2 protein-coding genes and 1 pseudogene are annotated in these 4267 nt (G+C 61.3%); all 3 read left to right on the top strand.

What is annotated here, in order from left to right; all coding sequences use genetic code 11:
- The first annotated feature begins 79 nt into the window (after window positions 1-79).
- Entirely contained in the window at window positions 80-640 is a 561-nt protein-coding gene (locus OGY18_RS05915; protein WP_003124096.1) for a recombinase family protein, read from the top strand.
- A 2-nt stretch (window positions 641-642) separates the two neighbouring features.
- Window positions 643-3609: a Tn3 family transposase gene (locus OGY18_RS05910; RefSeq protein WP_001138070.1), complete on the top strand. Its 2967-nt coding sequence runs from the start codon at window positions 643-645 to the stop codon at window positions 3607-3609.
- Between the two features lie 78 nt (window positions 3610-3687).
- Window positions 3688-4267: pseudogene (locus OGY18_RS05905) on the top strand (IS110-like element IS4321 family transposase); the annotation flags it as partial.

The raw sequence follows: 4267 nt of genomic DNA, 5'->3' as shown, positions 1-4267 counted from the left end.
GGTAAGCAGAGTTTTTGAAATGTAAGGCCTTTGAATAAGACAAAAGGCTGCCTCATCGCTAACTTTGCAACAGTGCCCCTTGCACGGTCAGCGCATCGGTTACGTCCGCGTCAGCAGCTTCGACCAGAACCCAGAACGGCAGCTCGAACAGATCCAGGTGGATAAAGTGTTCACCGACAAGGCGTCGGGCAAGGACACACGGCGGCCCGAACTGGAACGGCTGCTCGCCTTCGTGCGCGAAGGCGACACGGTCGTGGTGCACAGCATGGATCGTCTGGCGCGCAACCTCGACGACCTGCGCCGCCTGGTGCAGGGCCTCACCCAGCGCGGCGTACGCATCGAGTTCCTTAAGGAGCATTTGACCTTCACCGGCGAGGACTCGCCGATGGCGAACCTGATGCTGTCGGTAATGGGCGCGTTCGCCGAGTTCGAACGCGCCTTGATCCGCGAGCGGCAGCGCGAGGGCATCGCGCTCGCCAAGCAGCGCGGGGCCTACCGTGGCAGGAAGAAATCCCTGTCGTCTGAGCGTATTGCCGAACTGCGCCAACGTGTCGAGGCTGGCGAGCAAAAGACCAAGCTGGCTCGTGAATTCGGAATCAGTCGCGAAACCCTGTATCAATACTTGAGAACGGATCAGTAAATATGCCACGTCGTTCAATCCTGTCCGCCGCCGAGCGCGAAAGCCTGCTGGCGTTGCCGGACACCAAGGATGAGTTGATCCGTCACTACACGTTCAGCGAAACCGACCTCTCCATCATCCGGCAGCGGCGCGGCCCGGCCAACCGGCTGGGCTTCGCCGTGCAGCTCTGTTACCTGCGCTTTCCTGGTGTCATCCTGGGCGTCGATGAGCCGCCGTTTCCGCCCTTGTTGAAACTGGTCGCCGACCAGCTCAAGGTCAGCGTCGAAAGCTGGGACGAATACGGGCAGCGGGAGCAGACCCGGCGCGAGCACCTGGTCGAACTGCAAACGGTGTTCGGCTTCCAGCCCTTTACCATGGGCCACTACCGGCAGGCCGTCCAGTTGCTGACCGAGATGGCCTTGCAGACCGACAAGGGCATCGTGCTGGCCAGCACCTTGATCGAGCACCTGCGGCAGCAGTCGGTCATTCTGCCTGCCCTCAACGCCGTCGAGCGGGCGAGCGCCGAAGCAATCACCCGCGCCAACCGGCGCATCTACGATGCCTTGGCCGAACCGCTGTCGGACGCGCATCGCCGCCGCCTCGACGATCTGCTCAAGCGTCGGGACAACGGCAAAACGACCTGGCTGGCCTGGCTGCGCCAATCGCCCGTCAAACCGAATTCGCGGCACATGCTGGAACACATCGAACGCCTCAAAGCGTGGCAGGCGCTCGACCTGCCTTCTGGCATCGAGCGGTCGGTGCACCAGAACCGCCTGCTCAAGATCGCCCGTGAGGGTGGCCAGATGACGCCCGCCGACCTGGCCAAGTTCGAGGCGCAGCGACGCTATGCCACCCTGGTGGCGCTTGCCATCGAGGGCATGGCCACCGTCACCGACGAAATCATCGACCTGCACGACCGCATCCTGGGCAAGCTGTTCAACGCCGCCAAGAACAAGCATCAGCAGCAATTCCAGGCGTCCGGCAAGGCGATCAACGCCAAGGTGCGGCTGTTCGGCCGCATCGGCCAGGCGCTGATCGAGGCCAAGCAGGCGGGCCGCGATCCGTTCGCCGCCATCGAGGCCGTCATGTCCTGGGATGCCTTCGCCGAGAGCGTCACCGAAGCGCAGAAGCTTGCGCAGCCCGAGGACTTCGATTTCCTGCACCGCATCGGCGAAAGCTACGCCACGCTGCGCCGCTACGCGCCGGAATTCCTTGCCGTGCTCAAGCTGCGGGCCGCTCCCGCCGCGAAGGACGTGCTCGACGCCATCGAGGTGCTGCGCGGCATGAACAGCGACAACGCCCGCAAGGTGCCCGCCGACGCGCCGACCGAGTTCATCAAGCCGCGCTGGCAGAAGCTGGTCATGACCGACACCGGCATCGACCGGCGCTACTACGAACTGTGCGCGCTGTCGGAGATGAAGAACGCGTTGCGTTCCGGCGACATCTGGGTGCAGGGGTCGCGCCAGTTCAAGGACTTCGAGGACTACCTGGTGCCGCCCGCGAAATTCGCCAGCCTCAAGCAGGCCAGCGAATTGCCGCTGGCCGTGGCCACCGACTGCAACCGGTACCTGAACGACCGGCTGACGCTGCTGGAAACACAGCTTGCCACCGTCAACCGTATGGCGACGGCCAACGAGCTGCCGGACGCCATCATCACCGAGTCAGGCTTGAAGATCACGCCGCTCGACGCGGCGGTACCCGACACCGCCCAAGCGCTGATCGACCAGACGGCAATGATCCTGCCGCACGTCAAGATCACCGAACTGCTGCTGGAGGTGGACGAATGGACGGGCTTCACTCGGCATTTCGCGCATCTGAAATCGGGCGACCCGGCCAAAGACAAGAACCTGTTGCTGACCACGATCCTCGCCGACGCGATCAACCTGGGCCTGACCAAGATGGCGGAGTCTTGCCCCGGCACGACCTACGCCAAGCTGGCTTGGCTGCAAGCCTGGCACATCCGCGACGAAACCTACGGGGCGGCGCTGGCCGATCTGGTCAACGCACAGTTCCGCCATCCCTTCGCCGAGCACTGGGGCGACGGCACCACCTCATCGTCGGACGGCCAGAACTTCCGCACCGGCAGCAAGGCCGAGAGCACCGGCCACATCAACCCGAAATACGGGAGCAGCCCAGGGCGGACGTTCTACACCCACATTTCTGACCAGTACGCGCCATTTCACACCAAGGTCGTGAACGTCGGCGTGCGCGATTCGACCTACGTGCTCGACGGCCTGCTGTACCACGAGTCCGACTTGCGGATCGAGGAGCATTACACCGACACGGCGGGCTTCACCGATCACGTCTTCGCCCTGATGCACCTCCTGGGCTTCCGCTTCGCGCCGCGCATCCGCGACCTGGGCGACACCAAGCTCTACATCCCGAAGGGCGACGCCGCCTATGACGCGCTGAAACCCATGATCGGCGGCACGCTCAACATCAAGCACGTCCGCGCCCATTGGGACGAAATCCTGCGGCTGGCCACCTCGATCAAGCAGGGCACGGTGACGGCCTCCCTGATGCTCCGAAAGCTCGGCAGCTACCCACGCCAGAACGGCCTGGCCGTGGCGCTCCGCGAGCTGGGCCGCATCGAGCGCACGCTGTTCATCCTGGACTGGCTGCAAAGCGTGGAACTGCGCCGCCGCGTGCATGCCGGCCTGAACAAGGGCGAGGCGCGCAATGCGCTGGCCAGGGCAGTGTTTTTCAACCGCCTGGGTGAAATCCGCGACCGCAGTTTCGAGCAGCAGCGCTACCGGGCTAGCGGCCTCAATCTGGTAACGGCTGCCGTCGTGTTGTGGAACACGGTCTATCTGGAACGGGCTGCGCACGCGCTGCGTGGCAACGGCCATGCCGTTGATGACGCGCTGTTGCAGTACCTGTCGCCGCTCGGTTGGGAGCACATCAACCTCACCGGCGATTACCTCTGGCGCAGCAGCGCCAAGATCGGCGCGGGCAAGTTCAGGCCGCTACGACCGCTGCAACCGGCTTAGCGTGCTTTATTTAATGAGATGGTCACTCCCTCCTTCCCAGTACTATGCTGAGGACAGGCTTTCATTCGGAGAACCATCATGGAAAACATTGCGCTTATTGGTATCGATCTGGGTAAGAACTCTTTCCATATTCATTGTCAGGATCATCGTGGGAAGGCCGTTTACCGTAAAAAATTCACCCGACCAAAGCTAATCGAATTTCTGGCGACATGCCCGGCAACAACCATCGCGATGGAAGCCTGTGGCGGTTCTCACTTTATGGCACGCAAGCTGGAAGAGTTAGGGCATTTTCCAAAGCTGATATCACCGCAATTTGTCCGCCCATTCGTTAAAAGCAACAAAAATGACTTCGTTGATGCTGAAGCTATCTGTGAAGCAGCATCACGTCCATCTATGCGTTTCGTGCAGCCCAGAACCGAATCTCAGCAGGCAATGCGAGCTCTGCATCGTGTCCGTGAATCCCTGGTTCAGGATAAGGTGAAAACAACTAATCAGATGCATGCTTTTCTGCTGGAATTTGGTATCAGCGTTCCGCGAGGTGCTGCCGTTATTAGTCGACTGAGTACCCTTCTTGAGGACAGTAGTTTGCCTCTTTATCTCAGCCAGTTACTGCTGAAATTACAACAGCATTATCACTATCTTGTTGAGCAGATTAAAG

The sequence above is a fragment of the Citrobacter sp. Cpo142 genome, from assembly GCF_030332425.1.
In the GTDB taxonomy this organism is placed as follows: Bacteria; Pseudomonadota; Gammaproteobacteria; order Enterobacterales; family Enterobacteriaceae; genus Citrobacter; species Citrobacter portucalensis.
This window is presented reverse-complemented; position numbering and strand designations above follow the sequence as displayed.

What these genes read in the sequence shown, in the direction of transcription:
- OGY18_RS05910 (WP_001138070.1), top strand. Translation starts at nt 643, where the DNA reads ATGCCACGTCGTTCAATCCTGTCCGCCGCCGAGCGCGAAAGCCTGCTG.